This is a genomic window from Streptomyces sp. NPDC059740, from assembly GCF_042733155.1.
GTDB lineage: Bacteria > Actinomycetota > Actinomycetes > Streptomycetales > Streptomycetaceae > Streptomyces.
This window is the reverse complement of the sequence record NZ_JBHWGP010000008.1, coordinates 232,200-246,645: the sequence shown is the minus strand read 5'-3', so window position 1 is coordinate 246,645 and position 14,446 is coordinate 232,200. Positions and strand designations below refer to the sequence as shown.

11 protein-coding genes are annotated in these 14,446 nt (G+C 76.0%); 8 read left to right on the top strand and 3 right to left on the bottom strand.

All coding sequences use genetic code 11. The features are described 5' to 3' along the window. Positions 1 to 222 precede the first annotated feature (222 nt). Positions 223 to 450 (top strand): DUF3107 domain-containing protein, encoded by a 228-nt coding sequence (locus ACFV3R_RS13430; RefSeq protein ID WP_385580452.1) that lies wholly within the window; start codon positions 223 to 225, stop codon positions 448 to 450. A 66-nt stretch (positions 451 to 516) separates the two neighbouring features. Here ACFV3R_RS13430 and ACFV3R_RS13425 read toward each other — a convergent pair whose 3' ends face one another. Together ACFV3R_RS13425 and ACFV3R_RS13420 are read right to left on the bottom strand one after the other, a co-directional pair. After that, on the bottom strand, positions 517 to 1,158 hold the full coding sequence (locus ACFV3R_RS13425) for a TetR/AcrR family transcriptional regulator (RefSeq protein WP_385580448.1): 642 nt from the start codon (positions 1,156 to 1,158) through the stop codon (positions 517 to 519). Between the two features lie 148 nt (positions 1,159 to 1,306). Continuing rightward, positions 1,307 to 1,543 (bottom strand): hypothetical protein, encoded by a 237-nt coding sequence (locus ACFV3R_RS13420; RefSeq protein ID WP_385580445.1) that lies wholly within the window; start codon positions 1,541 to 1,543, stop codon positions 1,307 to 1,309. Between the two features lie 253 nt (positions 1,544 to 1,796). On the opposite strand from ACFV3R_RS13420, the gene ACFV3R_RS13415 reads away from it, so the two are divergent. The 7 genes from ACFV3R_RS13415 to moeZ all read left to right on the top strand — a co-directional run bounded on the left by ACFV3R_RS13415 (position 1,797) and on the right by moeZ (position 10,903). Next, positions 1,797 to 2,834, top strand: coding sequence for an alpha/beta fold hydrolase (locus ACFV3R_RS13415; protein WP_385580443.1), 1,038 nt, complete (start codon positions 1,797 to 1,799; stop codon positions 2,832 to 2,834). Between the two features lie 6 nt (positions 2,835 to 2,840). After that, on the top strand, positions 2,841 to 4,241 hold the full coding sequence (locus ACFV3R_RS13410; RefSeq protein WP_385580440.1) for a DUF3152 domain-containing protein: 1,401 nt from the start codon (positions 2,841 to 2,843) through the stop codon (positions 4,239 to 4,241). Between the two features lie 239 nt (positions 4,242 to 4,480). Then, positions 4,481 to 6,364: a glycosyltransferase gene (locus ACFV3R_RS13405; protein ID WP_385580551.1), complete on the top strand. Its 1,884-nt coding sequence runs from the start codon at positions 4,481 to 4,483 to the stop codon at positions 6,362 to 6,364. Then, positions 6,361 to 7,728: a hypothetical protein gene (locus tag ACFV3R_RS13400; RefSeq protein ID WP_385580437.1), complete on the top strand. Its 1,368-nt coding sequence runs from the start codon at positions 6,361 to 6,363 to the stop codon at positions 7,726 to 7,728. The genes ACFV3R_RS13405 and ACFV3R_RS13400 overlap by 4 nt, the downstream gene beginning before the upstream one ends. 160 nt (positions 7,729 to 7,888) lie before the next feature. Then, positions 7,889 to 8,887 carry an NAD-dependent epimerase/dehydratase family protein gene (locus ACFV3R_RS13395; RefSeq protein ID WP_385580434.1) on the top strand — a complete coding sequence of 333 codons (999 nt, stop codon included), beginning with the start codon at positions 7,889 to 7,891 and terminating at the stop codon, positions 8,885 to 8,887. After that, complete coding sequence (locus ACFV3R_RS13390) at positions 8,875 to 9,621, top strand: spherulation-specific family 4 protein (RefSeq protein ID WP_385580430.1); 747 nt, start codon at positions 8,875 to 8,877, stop codon at positions 9,619 to 9,621. The genes ACFV3R_RS13395 and ACFV3R_RS13390 overlap by 13 nt, the downstream gene beginning before the upstream one ends. 103 nt (positions 9,622 to 9,724) lie before the next feature. Beyond that, on the top strand, positions 9,725 to 10,903 hold the full coding sequence (gene moeZ / locus ACFV3R_RS13385) for an adenylyltransferase/sulfurtransferase MoeZ (protein WP_385580427.1): 1,179 nt from the start codon (positions 9,725 to 9,727) through the stop codon (positions 10,901 to 10,903). 167 nt (positions 10,904 to 11,070) lie between these two features. Here moeZ and ACFV3R_RS13380 read toward each other — a convergent pair whose 3' ends face one another. Further along, a complete protein-coding gene (locus ACFV3R_RS13380) occupies positions 11,071 to 13,719 on the bottom strand; it encodes a flippase-like domain-containing protein (RefSeq protein WP_385580548.1) in 2,649 nt (882 codons plus the stop codon). Between the last annotated feature and the right edge of the window lie 727 nt (positions 13,720 to 14,446).

Sequence of the window (14,446 nt, the reverse complement as noted above, 5' to 3'; positions counted from 1 at the left end):
CCGCCCGCCCGTGCCGGTCCCGGGAGGCCCGCACCCGGAGCCGCCCGCCGGGCCCGGTGCCGGGGCGGGCGCCGGCCGTCCTCCGCGGTGTTCGCTGCGGGCGTGTTCCCGCGGACGGGGCCGGGTCCCCGTACCGGGCTAATGTGGCTGCGTACTGCGCGGATCGTCGCGCACCCCGCGGGTAGGCCCGAGGGGAGATCGGACCGTCGGAGGGACAAGGCCGTGGAGGTCAAGATCGGCGTGCAGCACGCGCCCCGCGAGATCGTTCTGGAGAGCGGGCAGTCCGCCGAGGACGTCGAGCGTGCGGTGGCGGAGGCTCTGGGCGGCACCTCGCAGCTACTGAGCCTCGAGGACGAGAAGGGCCGCAAGGTCCTCGTCCCCGCCGAACGCCTGGCGTACGTGGAGATCGGCGAGCAGGTCGCTCGCAAGGTCGGTTTCGGCGCCTTGTGACACCGTGTCCCCGGCCGTCGCCCGCAAGCGACGGCCGGGGACCCCGGGCGCCTTCGCGCCCTCGGCTCAGTGCCCCTCGGCGCCGTGCAGCGGGAAGCCCGCGATGCCCCGCCAGGCCAGCGAGGTGAGCAGCTGGACGGCGGTCGAGCGCGGCACGGTGCTCCCCGAGGAGAGCCAGTACCGGGCCACCACCTGCGAGTAGCCGCCCAGCCCGACGGCGAGCAGCATCGACTCGTCCTTGGACAGCCCGGTGTCCTCGGCGATGACCTCGCTGATCGCCTCCGCACAGCTCAGTGAGACGCGGTCCACCCGCTCCCGCACGGCCGGCTCGTTGGTGAGGTCCGACTCGAAGACCAGGCGGAAGGCGCCGCCCGGGTCCTCGACGTACGCGAAGTAGGCGTCCATGGTGGCCGCGACGCGCTGCTTGTTGTCCGTCGTGGAGGCGAGGGCGGTGCGCACCGACTGCAGCAGCGCCTCGCAGTGCTGGTCCAGCAGCGCCAGGTAGAGGTCCAGCTTGCCGGGGAAGTGCTGGTAGAGCACAGGCTTGCTCACGCCCGCCCGCTCGGCGATGTCGTCCATCGCCGCCGCGTGGTAGCCCTGGGCGACGAAGACCTCCTGTGCGGCACCGAGGAGCTGGTTCCGCCGGGCTCGGCGCGGCAGGCGGGTGCCCCGCGGGCGCGCCGCCTCGGTCTGCTCGATGGCTGTCACGCCGCCTCCCAAGGATGGTTCCGGGTGCGGAGCCGCAGCTCGGCGGTCCCGCGCCCGCCATCGTACTTTTGGGTAACGGACCTGTGCGTGCGCAGCGGCGAGAAAAAACCGCCCTTCCCCTCGTGGGAAGGTGACATACCTCCACAGGTCATCGGTATTCGTCTTCGTCGAGTTCCACGATGCGGGCCTGCTCGGCTCGGTCGGCTTCGTTCGCCACCCCGAACGGGTCAGGGACGAGCGGGGGCACGGCCTCCTCCTCCACCGCGTCCCCGGGGGCGATCGGGGCGCGCTGCTCGTGCGCGTCGGCTTCGGGAGCCTCCACGTGGATCTCCTGGGCGTCGTCGGTCGCGGGCACTTCCGGTTCTGTCGGGTCGACTGGCATCATGACCCCCTTCTTCCCGTGGGACGGCCCCCGATGACTGCTGTTTCCGCGCTGGTCACCGGCTCTGCAGGGCACCGGCCTCCGGCCGGCGGACCACGGCCGCCGCGGTCGGGTGCGTCCGGGCCGTCGTGCACGTCCGAGCCTAGGAGACACCGTCCCCGAACGCGACGCGGACCGGGAGGCGCCGCCCCGGACGGGTCCCCCTGTGAGCGCCACCACAGGCGGCGGGCACGTGATCCTCTCGTAACATCGACGCATGTCCTCCACCGACGAGTCGCCGGACGCCCGGGCCCTGATGCCCGTGCCGCCCGCCGGCCGGGCCTCCCGCGTCGGGGCGGGGGAGCGGGTACGCACCGTCACCCTGCCCGGCCTCACGCTCAGCGTGCGCACGCGTGCCGAACAGCGGCCCGGACTCCCGACCGCCCTCTACGTCCACGGCCTCGGCGGGTCCTCCCAGAACTGGTCGGACCTGATGCCGAGGCTGGCCGACCGCGTCAACGGGGTGGCGCTCGACCTCCCCGGTTTCGGTGACTCGCCGCCGCCCGACGACGGCAACTACTCCGTGCCCGGCCATGCGCGCGCCGTCATCCGCTACCTGGAGGCGTGCCACGAGGGCCCGGTCCACCTGCTCGGCAACTCGCTGGGCGGGGCGGTGGCGACGACCGTCGCGGCAGCCCGCCCCGACCTGGTGCGGACCCTCACGCTCATCTCGCCGGCGATGCCCGAGGTGCCGCCGCAGCTGTCGGCGATGCCCACCGCGCTGCTGGCCCTGCCCGGGGTCACGCGCCTCTTCCGCCACCTCACGCGGGACTGGACCGCGGAGCGCCGCACCCGCGAGGTGCTGGGCCTGTGCTACGGCGACCCCGGACGCGTCAGCCCCGACAGCTTCGCCGCGGCCACCGAGGAGTACGCCCGGCGGCTCGAACTCCCCTACTTCTGGGACTCCATGGAGCGCTCGGCCCGCGGCATCGTCAACGCGTACACCCTCGGCGGCCAGTACAACCTCTGGCGCCAGGCGGAGCGGGTGCTCGCCCCGACGCTGCTGGTCTACGGTGGGCGCGACCGGCTCGTCTCCTTCCGCATGGCGCGCCGGGCCGCCGAGGCCTTCCACGGCTCGCGGATGCTGACGCTGCCGGACGCCGGGCACGTCGCGATGATGGAGTACCCCGAGGCCGTGGCCGGTGCCGTCGGCGAGCTGCTGGACTCCGTCGCAGACGACCGGCCGGCCGGCGACGGCAGGCACCGCGCACCCACCGGGCGCGGCAGCACGGACCTCCAGACGGGCAGGAGCTGAGCAGACGTGGGACGCCACAGTCGTCGCGAGACCGGCACGGACGAAGCCGGGGCGAGCCACCCGCGGACGCCCGATCCCGAGGAGGCCGCCCCCCGCCCCCGGCCCGCTCCCGCGCCCCGGCCCGCCCCGCCAGGCCACGACCGACCGGCCTTCCCCGCCCCGCACCGCGCCACCGGGGACGGTGCCGCGCGCGGCGCCCACCCGCAGCAGCACGAGGGCGGCGGCGCCTGGGGCGCCCTGCCCGTCCCCGGTGCTGCCGCTCCCACCGGCCCGACCGTCACCGGCAGCGCCTCGGCACCCGCCGGCGGTCCGCTCGCCGGCCCCCGCAAGGAGTACCTGGAGGCCTTCGACGGCCTCGCCCCCTCGGGCCGGACAGCTCCGGCCGCGACCCCGGACGGGGCGTCGGCGGGGCCCACCGCCACTGCCTCCGGCCGCTGGCGCCCCGTCCCCGGGCCGGCGCAGCGCAGACCGGGTGCCGATACCGCGGTCGGGGACACGGACACCCCCGGGATCGCCCCCGAGGCCGGCGGCGCCGGCGGAGGGGCCACGGACGAGGGGGACGGAGGCGAACGGGGCGGCGCCGGCCGGAGCGGCAGAGGCCGCACCCTGGCGGGGGTCGCCGCCGCGGCGGTCGCCACCGTCCTGGCGGTGGTGGCGGCGGGCCAGTTCGCCGACGGCGGCCACCAGCGGTCGACGACGGCCGACGGGGCCGGTGCCGCGGCCTCGCCCTCGGCCTCGGCGGGCGGGGAGGGCAAGCACCGGAGCGCGGACGGCTCCTCCCGCTCCACCCGGCGGGCCGCTCCGCTGACCTACGCCCAGAAGATGTCCCAGCCCCTGGACCTGGACCCCCACCTGACGGCCTCGGGACACTTCACCGCAGTCCCCGGCCACGACCCGGCGCCCGGCCGCGGGCAGCGCCTGCGCTACCGGGTGGACGTGGAGGACGGACTGCCGCTGGACGGGACGCTCTTCGCCGATGCCGTCCAGCGCACCCTCAACGACGACCGGAGCTGGGCGCACGGCGGGGTGCGCACCTTCGAGCGGATCAGCTCCGGCACCCCCGACTTCGTCATCACGCTCGCCAGCCCGGGCACCACCGCGGCCTGGTGCGCCAAGTCGGGGCTGGACACCTCCGAGGAGAACGTCTCCTGCGACTCGGCCGCCACCCCCCGCGTGATGATCAACGCCTACCGGTGGGCGCAGGGCGCCGAGACCTACGGGCCCGAGGCGATGTACTCCTACCGCCAGATGCTCATCAACCACGAGGTCGGGCACCGGCTCGGGCACAACCACGAGACCTGCCCCCGGGACGGCGCCCTGGCCCCGGTGATGATGCAGCAGACGAAGTTCCTCACCCTCGACGGGCGCACCTGCCGCGCCAACGCCTGGCCCTACCCCGCCACCTGACCGGCCGGACCGGTCCGGGGCCCGCACCCCCCGCGAGGCCCCGGCCCGCTCTGCCGGCACTCCCCGACACATAGCGCGGCGAAACGGCCGCAGCGGGGGAAAGTCACGACGATTCACCCCTTCCGGTGGCGCGACGGACAACCGTCCATGCGGCCGAGTCGCCGCTGCTTACCGTCTTGCTGCTGGTGACGGGCGTCAGCCGCCACCAGGACACCGACTGGAAGAACGGGGGTGCGCTCGTGCGCGTGGGTCTGCTCACCGAGAGTGTCCGTCCGGATGCGCCGGGGGAGGGCGGAGCGTGGTGCGACCGGCTGGTGCGCGGTCTGGGCAGCCACGAGTTCCTCCTCCACCTCCTTCCCCGCGAACCGGGGGCCCCGTCGCCGGCGGCCCTCCCCGGCAACGTCCGCGGCCCGCGCACCGCCCCCCTGTGGGGGCCCCCGCCGGCCGGGGGCGCCGCCGGCCGCGCCGGCCGGCGGCTGCGGCGGGGCTTCGCCTCGCACCTGGCCTCCCTGGTCGACGGCTTCACCGCCGAGGGACCTGCCGCCCCCGGCGGGGAACGGGCCGAGTCCTTCGCCGCCGGCCTGTACGGCCTCGCCGACCTCGCGGGCGAGCACCCCGGGCACCTTCCCGGCCTGCTCCTCGGCGAGGAGGCCCTGCGCCTGCTGGAGCGGCCGCTGCGGCAGGCCGCGGGACGCACCGGCGACACCCCGCACGTCGACGACCTCCTCGCCCTCGCCGACCACCTCGAACGCGCCCTGCGTCCGCTCTCCCTGGACTGGTACACCACCGGCCCCGAGGACGCGCCGGGCGTCCCGACCGCAGCGCAGCCGCTCCCCGCGGGGCCTCCGGGGACGGAATGGGCAGGTGTCGTCCCCGCCCTGGACACCGTCGACCTGTGCCACGCCACAGCCGCCGGCCCGGTCGCCCTGCCGGGGCTGCTGGCGGCGCGGCACCACGGCGTCCCGCTGCTGGTCACCGAGGTGGACGCCGCGCTGCGCGAGCACTACCTGCGCCGCGCCCCGGGAGGCGCGCGGGACACCGCTCCGACGGTGCGGACCCTGGTGGCGTCCTTCGAGCGCGCCCTGGCCGCCGAGACCTACCGCCGGGCCGCGCTGATCACCCCCGGCGGCAGCCGCGCCCGCCGTTGGCAGGAGCGCTGCGGAGCCCCCCGCGACCGGCTGCGCACGGTCCACCCCGGGATGGTCGCCGACCCGTTCGTGCCGCTGCCCGACGCCCCGGCCGACGACTCGCAGTGCCTGGTGTGGGTCGGCACCCTCACCCCCGACAAGGACCTGGTCGGCCTGGTGCACGCGTTCGCCGCCGTCCGCAGCGCGGCGCCCCACGCCACCCTCCGCATCGTCGGCTCCCCGGGCCCTGCCCCCGCGGACGAGGCGTACGCGGCGCAACTGCGCGCCCTGGCGGCGCACCTCTTCCCCGACGAGGCGGCCGACGCGCACACCGTCGGCCGGAGCCCGGTCACCTTCGAGGAGGTCGGATCGCCCACCGTGCCGGAGGTGGCGGACGCCTACGCGGGGGCCGCCGTGGCCGTCCTCTCCAGCGTCGTCGAGGGCTTCCCGCGGGCGCTGGTTCAGGCCATGTTCAGCGGCCGGGCCACGGTCTCCACCGACGTGGGGGCGGTCTGCGAGGTCATCGGCGGCACGGGCCTGGTGGTGCCGCCGCGCAACCCGCGCGCCCTCGCCGACGCCTGCCTGGCCCTGCTGCGGGACCCGGCGCGGCGGGCCCGGCTGGGGGCGGCGGCGCGGGCCCGGGCCCTGGAGCTCTTCACCGTCGAGCAGAACCTCTCCGCCTTCCGGGGCATCTACCTGGAGCTGATGTCCGGCTCGCAGGCCCGTGACCATCGCCTGGCGGCCGGGCCCGTGCTCCCGTTCGCCCTGCCCGCCGAGGCCCGTCTCCCCGGCAGCTGGGCAGGGTGCACCCGCGGCTCCGGCACGCCCCACGCCGGCCGGACCGGGCAGCCGCGCACACGGCAACCGGCGCCGCCCGCCCCCGGACGACGCGCGCCCACCACCGCCGAGCCCTGCCCTTCGGCACCCCACGGCCGGAGCAGGGAACACCACGCCGCCGCACCCGTGGGCACCTGGGACAAGGGGGGAGCCGCGTGAGCACCACCGACCGTCCGGAGTCAGGGTCCGCCGTGCAGGTGTCCGCCTCCCCGGCCGTCCCGGACTCCGCCCAGCTGCCGCCGCAGGGCCCGCCCGGCACCCGAGCCGCCACCCCCGTGGCGGCACCGCCCCGCCCGGGCCCCGCCGACCCCGTCCGGCTGCTCATGCACCGCCACCGCGAACTGTGCGAGACCGCGGTCGACCCCTGGGAGATCGCCGCGGGCCTGGAGGCACACGGCGTCACCGACCGCACGGCCGCCCGCTACCGCCACCGCGACGTCTTCTCGCTGGCCGAGGAGGTCTGGGCCCGTGCCCCCGGCAGCGTTCCGCCCAGGACATCCGAGCCGACGGGCCCCGCCCCGGCGCCGGCCCCGGGCAACCGTCCCGCGCGCGGGGTCCGGTTCGCCCTGCACCTGCTGCCGGCGGCGCTGTGTGCTACCACCGCGGCGGCGTTCGCGGCAGCCGACCCGGCACAGGGCGGCCCACTGCTGCGGCCGGCCGTCCTCGTAGCCGGAGCCGGCTTCGCCTGGCCGGCCGTCCGGCTGGCAGTGCGCAGCGGCCCGCTGCGCGCCCGCCACCGGGCAGGCCCGGCAGCCGCGGTGACCACCGCACTGCTCCTGGTCTGGACCCTCCTGGCCGCCCACCCGGGCACGGGCGGGCCGCCGGCGGGCCGCCCGGCGTCCGCGTCGGTGACGACCGCGGCGGCGGCCACGTGCACGGCGACCGCTGTGGGCCTGGCCTGCGGCCTGCCGCTCGCGGCCTGGTGGGCCCGGTGGTTCGCACGCCGGGGGCGCCGTGCCCTGGCCGACAGCCGGTGGCTGACCGAGTTCACCGGCCGGACCCGCCCCGCGCTGCTGCTCACCGCCGCAGGCCACGCCGTCTCGCTCGCCGCCGTGCTGGCCGCCGCCCGGACCGCCTTCGGGCTGAGCCCCGTCCCCGATGGTGCCGCCCTCGCCCTGGGCGTCCTCCTCTTCCAGGCACGCCTCTCGGCCCTGTACGGGCGGACCAGGGCCCAGGCCGGGGCCCTCCTGACGGCCCTGGCCGGCCACGCCGCCCTCGCGGCCGGGCACCTCCTGGCCCGCCCCCACCCGTTCCCCGGCGCGGGCTGGTTCACGGACCCGGCCCGGGAGTGGCAGCTGCGAGCCGTGGTCTGCGCCGCTTCGGCGTCGGTCCTCCTCCTGCACGGCCGGCGGACTCTCACCCGCGCCTCCGCCCACCTCCCCGGGGCGGTGCCGCAGGAGTCCGTGGAGGCGGTCACCCCACTCCACGCCGCGGCGGAGGGGGCGGGCCCCGCGGCCCACGCGGCCCTGCAGCGGCCTGCGGCGGCGGCACCCGCCGGTTGCGAGGCCGCGCCCCCGCCGTGACCCGGGGGCCGACGGCGGCCCCCGCGCCGCCCGCCCCCGTCCCACCCTTCCTCCCCGCGGCCGGCGTCCGCCCCGCGCCGGCCCTTCCGTCCCCAGAGTTAGGAGCCACCGTCATGACCGACCCTCTCCCGACCCGCAACCACCTCCGGGGGGCCGACCGATGAGAGTGCTGCTGATCGGTGCCAACGGGTTTCTCGGCCGCTACGTTGCCGACCGTCTGCTCGCCGACCCCGCCGTCCAGCTCACCGCCCTCGGCAGGGGGGACGACGCCGACGTCCGTTTCGACCTGGCCACCGGCAGCCCCGGGGCGCTGACCCGTTTCCTCGACGCCGTGCACCCCGGCGTCGTCGTGAACTGCGCGGGGACCACCCGGGGCGGTGCCCGCGAGCTGACCCGGCACAACACGGTGGCGGTCGCCACGGTCTGCGAGTCGCTGCGGCGCAGCGGCTGCGGCGCCCGGCTCGTCCACATCGGCTGCGCCGCCGAGTACGGCCCGGCCCAGCCCGGCGCCTCCACCGCCGAGGACGCCGTCCCCCGGCCGGGCGGGCCGTACGGGGTCAGCAAGCTCGCCGCCACCGAGCTGGTTCTGGGCTCCGGCCTGGACGCGGTGGTGCTGCGGGTCTTCTCGCCGGCGGGCCCCGGCACCCCGGCCGGCTCCCCGCTGGGGCGCCTGGCCGAGGCGCTGCGGCGTGCCATGCAGTCGGGCGAGCACGAGCTCCGGCTCGGCGGGCTCGGCGCGCAGCGCGACTTCGTCGACGTGCGGGACGTCGCCCGGGCCGTCCACGCCGCCTCGCTCTCGGCCGCGCAGGGCGTGATCAACATCGGCTCGGGGCGGGCGGTCCGGCTCCGGGAGGCCGCCGCCGTCCTGGCCCGCGTCGCCGGCTGGAGCGGCACCCTGCTGGAACCGGAGGGTCCCGCCGGACACCACCCCGGCGCCCCCCACCGCCCCATCCCCGCACAGGCCACCGAGCACACCGCCCACGGCCCCGGCCACTCGCTGCCGTCGGCGGCGCTCCAGGGCGTCGGCTACCCCGACGGCTGCGGCGCCTGGCAGCAGGCCGACGTCCGCACCGCCCGCGACCGGCTCGGCTGGCGGCCGCGCATCGGCCTGGAGGAGTCACTCGCGGACATCTGGATGGAGGCGGCGTGTCGTATCTGACCGCCCCACCGGCGGGTGCCCCGGCAGCAGTCGAGGCCGGGACACTCGGGCTCGGCGTGCCGGGCTGCGGTCACCCCCTGCTCGCACCCGGGGAGTGGGCCGGGCTGACCCGTCCCGGCCTTCCCCTGCACTGGGCGGTGCTCGACGTCGCCCAGGGCCCCGGCGCGCGCCCCGACCCCTACTGCCTGGCCGCCGCCGCGCGGCTCCGGGTGGCCGGGGTGCGCGTCCTGGGCCTGCTGGACGTCCGGCACGGCGCCCGGCCCTTCGGCGAACTGGTGGCCGACGCCTCCCGGTACCTCGACTGGTACGGCGTCGCCGGGTTCCATCTCGTGCGGTGTCCCAGCAGGCGGACGGGGCTGCCGCAGATCCAGCGGCTGACGACGACGCTGCGGGCACTGCGGGCCGGGGCGCACCTGGTCACGGGGCACAGCGGGACCCCGGACGCCGGGTACGCCGACCTCGCCGACCAGCTCGTCCTCTACCGGGGAGCCTGGGTGGACTACCGGTGGTGGCAGGCGCCGGAGTGGACGGCTGAGCACCCGCCGGAGCGCTTCGTCCACCTCGTCCACGGCCTGCCCCGCCTCCACCTCGCTCAGGCCCTGCGGATCGCGCGGTGGCAGGGCGCAGGCACCGTCTGCCTCACCGACCGCACCGAGCAGGAGGGCGCCTGGGAGGCGCTGCCCGGCTACTGGGACGATGTCGTCTCGCGCATCGGAACAGGTGTCTCGGAATGAAGAAGCGCGTGGCAGTGTTACGGGAGAGAACGTCCCCCACCTCGGCGTTGTCCGAGAGGGGGAACCGCCCACCCAGATCGACCAACACTTGCTGAGGTCATTCGTGTCGCTGCCACCCTTGGTCGAGCCGGCTCCCGAGCTCACCGTCGACGAGGTACGCCGGTACTCCCGCCACCTGATCATCCCCGACGTGGGCATGGACGGGCAGAAGCGGTTGAAGAACGCGAAGGTGCTGTGCGTCGGTGCCGGCGGACTCGGCTCGCCCGCCCTCATGTACCTGGCCGCGGCCGGCGTGGGCACGCTCGGCATCGTCGAGTTCGACGAGGTCGACGAGTCCAACCTGCAGCGGCAGATCATCCACAGCCAGTCCGACATCGGCCGCTCCAAGGCCGCGTCGGCCAAGGACACCGTGCTGGGCATCAACCCCTACGTCACGGTGAACCTCCACGAGGAGCGCCTGGACTCCTCCAACGTGATGGAGCTGTTCGCGCAGTACGACCTGATCGTCGACGGCACGGACAACTTCGCCACCCGCTACCTGGTCAACGACGCCTGCGTGCTGCTGAACAAGCCGTACGTCTGGGGTTCGATCTACCGCTTCGACGGCCAGGCCTCGGTGTTCTGGTCCGAGCACGGCCCCTGCTACCGCTGCCTGTACCCGGAGCCCCCGCCCCCCGGCATGGTCCCCTCCTGCGCCGAGGGCGGCGTGCTGGGCGTGCTGTGCGCGTCCATCGGCTCCATCCAGGTCACCGAGGCGATCAAGGTGCTGGCCGGTGTCGGCGACCCGCTGGTCGGCCGCCTGATGATCTACGACGCCCTGGAGATGTCCTACAAGCAGGTCAAGGTCCGCAAGGACCCCGACTGCGCGGTGTGCGGCCCCAACGCCACCGTCAAGGAGCTCATCGACTACGAGGCGTTCTGCGGCGTGGTCTCGGAGGAGGCCCAGGAGGCCGCCGCCGGCTCCACCATCACGCCCAAGCAGCTCAAGCAGTGGATGGACGAGGGCGAGTCGATCGACGTCATCGACGTCCGGGAGCCCAACGAGTACGAGATCGTCTCCATCCCCGGCGCCCGTCTGATCCCGAAGAACGAGTTCCTCATGGGCAACGCCCTGGAGGGCCTGCCGCAGGACAAGAAGATCGTCCTGCACTGCAAGACGGGCGTGCGCAGCGCGGAGGTCCTGGCGGTCCTGAAGTCCGCGGGCTTCTCCGACGCGGTCCACGTCGGCGGCGGTGTCATCGGCTGGGTCAACCAGATCGAGCCCGAGAAGCCGGTCTACTGACCGTGCACTGAGCAGTCCGGTCCGGCGGCCCCGCGCGCCGGACCCGCACCACGCGTCTAGGGCCCGCCGGATCACCCGGCGGGCCCTGGACGCGTCCCGGCCCGTCGCCCGTCGCCCGTCGCCCGTCGCCGCGCCCGCGGCCGGGGGCGCTCACGCTGCCCGCGGCCTCAGATCTCGCCCTTGCGGGTCAGGTACGTGAAGGCCAGCCAGCCGGGCAGCACCGGCAGCCAGAAGACCATCAGGCGGAACAGCAGCACCGCGGAGAGCGCGGTGTCCCCCGCGAGCCCTGCCGCCGACAGACCGAGGACCAGCGCGCCCTCCACCGCGCCCACACCGCCGGGCGTGGGAGCTGCCGAGCCGAGGGCGTTGCCGGCCAGGAAGACCACGGCGATGCTCGCGTAACTGATCTGCTCGGAGCTGCCGAAGGCCCGGATCGAGGCGTCCAGGCACATGACGTTGGCGGCCGTCAGCAGCAGGATGCCGCCGATGCCCACCGCCAGCTTCCGGGGCCGCTGCAGGACGTCCAGCATGCGCGGCACGACCCCGGCGAACAGGCTGCGCAGCCGCGTCGAGACGAACTTGCGCAGCGCCGGGATCGCCGTCACCACCAGTACCAGCACGGCCGCCGTGAGCAGGCCCGCGATGACCGTGCGGGACGGGGAGAGCGAGGGGGTGCGCTCGGTGCCCGTCAGGTAGCCGAAGACGAGCAGAAGCAGCACGTGCGCGCCCAGCCCGAAGAGCTGCGAGGCACCGACGCTCGCCACCGCCAGGCCCGGCCGGATGCCGGAACGCTGCAGGAACCGCGCGTTGAGGGCGACGCCCGCGACGGCCGGCGGCGCCGCCAGCTTCACGAAGTCGCCCGCCACCTGGGCGAGGAAGGTCTTCCAGAAGGAGACCCGCTCGGTGACGAACCCCAGAAGGCTGAACGCCGCCGCGACGTAGGTGAGCACCGAGAACAGCGCCGCCGCCGCCACCCACCACCACTGGGCGTGGATGAGCTGCCCGAACTTGACGTGGACGAACTGCGAGAGCAGGAAGTAGCCCGCGAAGGCGCCGGCGACCCAGCTGACGACGGTACGCGGCCGGATGCGTTCCAGGCGCGCCGGTTCGACCGTGGCGGCGGGGCGGATGCGGAGCACCTGCCGGCGGATCTGCGCCAGCATGTCCTCCTCGCGTGCGCCCTCCAGCGCGTCGTCGATCGCCCGCTTCTCCGCGTTCTTCTCCGCCCTGGCCTCCTTGCGCCCGCCGGCGGGGGCAGCGGCGGCCGGGTGGGAGCCGCGCTCGGCGGCCCGGTGCTCCTTGGCCACCCGGGACGCCTCCAGGACCGCCTCCCGCTCCCGCTGCGCCCGCTCCCGGCTCTGCTGCCGCAGGGTGGCGCGGGTGGTGCGGCTGAGCGCGATGGGCTGGAGCAGCGGCAGGCTGTCGGCGACCGCGTCGGGGCCGAGCACGGCCACGGCCGCCGCCACCGCGCGCTCCGCGCCGACCCGCAGCCCGAAGGTGGTCAGCAGCTGCGCCACGTCCATCCGCAGCACCAGGTCGCCCGCGGCGATCTCACCGCCCCGCAGTTCGGAGAGGACCACCTCACCCGAGGTGTCCACCAGCAGGGCGTCGCCCACCAGCGCCCGGTGGGCGATGCGGCGCGACTGCAGCGCCCGCACCTGCTCCCAGGCGCTGTGCAGCACCCCGTCGGTGATCTCCTCGTCCGCCAGCGTGTCCAGCGGCCGGCCGCCGAGGTGCTCGTAGACGAGCATCACGGCGTCCGGGCCGAGTTCGGAGGTGGCGATGAGCTTCGGCGCGTTGGCGCCAGCGGCGATCGCGGCGTAGGCCAGCAGCGCCTCCTGCTCCAGCGCCTGCCGCAGCGTCTGCAGGCTGCGGCGCTGGTAGATGCCGCGCAGCGACAGGCGGCGCCACAGCCGGTAGAAGAAGCCCTGGGCCTGCTGCTCGCGGTCCACGACGGTGACGTCGATCGGGGGCCCGTCCTCCAGGGTGACCAGGTAACGCCGGCCCCGGTCGCCGTGCTCGTGGTGCCCGGTGTGGCCGTCCTCCGTGGTCACCTCCTCCGCCCGCAGCGCGCTGACCGGGCGGAACCCCACCCGGCGCAAGCCCGCCAGCAGCGTCTGCCCGGTCGGCCGGACGTTGGGCGAGCCCACCGCGTAGAGGGTCGCGAAGGCCACCGTCCAGCCGATGAGGATCGTCGTGACGATGGCGAACGGCGTCGTGTAGCGGCCCACGAGCACCGCGAAGGCGTCCAGCAGCAGCACGCACCACATCGCCACCCGCCAGCGCGGCCGGCGGGACATCCCCACCGCCGTCATGTAGGCGATGACCGGGGCCAGGTAGCTGTGGACGGGTGTGGTCAGGGCGCCGTTGGCCAGCGGCTGCGTCAGCGCGTCCCGGATGGAGGGCGGGGCGGTGTCGGAGACCCACAGGTCGGTGGCGAGGGAGACGCCGTGTGCCAGGACCGCCGCGAGCACGCCGTCGGCGATGCGCAGCCCGTCCCGTTTGATCAGCCGTTCGACGGCGAAGGCCACCGGCACGATGAGGACGGCGATGGAGGCCGTCAGGCCGGCGAAGTTGATCAGCAGCGGCGGGGCCTGGCCGGCTCCCTTGCCGATGTCGTTCTCCAGGCCCTGGGTGGTGCCGTGCGCGAACGTCGCCAGGGCCAGGACCAGTGCGATCCCCACCAGCCCGAGGAGGAAGCGCAGCAGGTCGGCGGGGCGGTGCACCCGGGCGGGCAGGAGTGGCTCGTCGCCGGAGACCCGGTCGGCGGGCAACCCGCCGTCGCCCCCCGTACCGCCGGGTCCGGGCTCCTCCAGCGGCGAGCCCGGTTCGGCGGGGAGCGCGCGGTGGGAGCCGGTGCCGGCGTCACCGTGCGAGGGGCGCTCCGGCCGGTCGGCGGCGGTGTGGTCCGGGGCCCCGGGGGCGGGCTGGGACCCGCGCTCCGGGCTCGCTCCGGGGGGTGGCGCCGGGTGGGCCCCGGTCGTCCCGGGGGCCGCCTCGGTCCCGTGCCGGCCGGGGTCCTCGGAGCCTGCGGGGTGCTCGGCCCCGGCAGGGGCGTGACCGCCGGAGCCGCTGGGCGACTCGGGGGTGCCCGGGGCGCCGGAACCCTCCGGTCCACCGGTCCTCGCCAGGCCGCCGGGCGGCGCGGAGCGCTCGTCCTGCGCCCGCGGCGTACCGGCCGGGGCGGCGTGGCGGTCCGTCACCGCGGCCTCGCCGGAGGCGGCCGGCTGCCCGGCCGGGCTCTCGGCCGCCGACTGGGCGGTGTGCGACTCGTGGGCCCCGCCCCCCGCCGGGTCGGCGGTTGGCGGGTCGAGCCGGTGGTTCCGGTGCTGCGCCGCGGGGGTGCGGGCGCCTTCGGCCTTCTCGATCGTCCTCGCCTTTTCGGTCGTGTTCCGGGGTGGTGGCGCCTGCCGCGGCGGGACGCCGGGGCAGGCGGGGCGCACCGGGGTGACCGGTGCGCCGGCGCCGTCCTGACGACCGTCGCCCTGCCGTACGCCGGCCTGGGTCGACGGGGTGTGCGGACCGGCGCCCCGGCTCCCGGGG

What these genes read in the sequence shown, in the direction of transcription:
- ACFV3R_RS13420 (WP_385580445.1), bottom strand. Translation starts at nt 1,543, where the DNA reads ATGATGCCAGTCGACCCGACAGAACCGGAAGTGCCCGCGACCGACGAC.
- ACFV3R_RS13415 (WP_385580443.1), top strand. Translation starts at nt 1,797, where the DNA reads ATGTCCTCCACCGACGAGTCGCCGGACGCCCGGGCCCTGATGCCCGTG.
- ACFV3R_RS13395 (WP_385580434.1), top strand. Translation starts at nt 7,889, where the DNA reads ATGAGAGTGCTGCTGATCGGTGCCAACGGGTTTCTCGGCCGCTACGTT.